The sequence below is a fragment of the Vibrio sp. 1078-1 genome (assembly GCF_033340475.1).
The window spans coordinates 1-907 of record NZ_JAWOWM010000142.1 but is presented as its reverse complement, the minus strand read 5'-3'; the positions used below and the strand labels follow the sequence as shown (position 1 = coordinate 907).

Genomic DNA, 907 nt, shown 5'->3' with positions numbered 1-907 from the left:
CAGGGATGTGTAAAGCCATCACTTTTGGTTGTACACGAGCAAACAAACTTGCCGCCGTATCATCACTCAATACATCGTGGTCAGCCAACACAGTTAAGGTGCGTTTTCTGTCTCGGCGTTGGATCAGAGGCTCACTCCAATCTAGTTCGACACCATCAATGATTTGATCGACAGGAATGTACGTTTGTAATGACGGGCTCCAAATCTTCACGTTTTGTAGCGATTCAAAGTCCACACGCTCCGCTTCAGGTAGACGCATCATAATAGGTAACGTATGAGTTCCGTCACGCAGAACACCAAACGTGCTGCCGCCAAACGCCATTTGCAGCGTACTTGATAGATCTTCTTTCGAAATACCAAGGCGACGCGCTTTAGATTCGTTGAAGACGGGCACAAGTTCTTTCGTTCTTTCACGCCAATCGTGGCGAATGTTTCTCGCCCCTGGATCTGTGTGAAGAATGTCTTCCACCTGAACCGCTAGTTCTCGCAACACTTTCGGATCTGGGCCAGTAATACGCGCTTCAATTTTAGACGCTGGAGACGGACCAAATTCCATCAGTTTGAACTGGAACGTAGGCTCATCGAACGTCTTCGCTAAATTGTCATCCAGCTTGTGAAGCAGCTTGAACATATTGTCACGGTCAGTTGTTCGCACTTGGAACTGAGCGTAAGCCTCGTAGCTTTTCTCCGGTTGGTACGTCAATGCAAAACGTTGTAGACCTTGGCCAATCGAAACCGAGACAAAATCGATGTCATCTTGCTGACGAATATAGCTTTCTACTTTTTCCGCTTGCTTAATGGTCTGACGGATATCCGTACCTTCTGGCATCCACATATCAACGTAGAACATCGGCGTATTCGAAGGCGGGAAGAATTGCTGCTTCACATTGCCAAACGCAATAACGGC

The 907-nt window shown here is 47.4% G+C and carries 1 pseudogene; it reads right to left on the bottom strand.

Annotation, left to right across the window (positions count from 1 at the left end):
* A pseudogene (gene vmeV, locus R7190_RS26190) lies at positions 1 to 907 on the bottom strand (multidrug efflux RND transporter permease subunit VmeV); the annotation flags it as partial.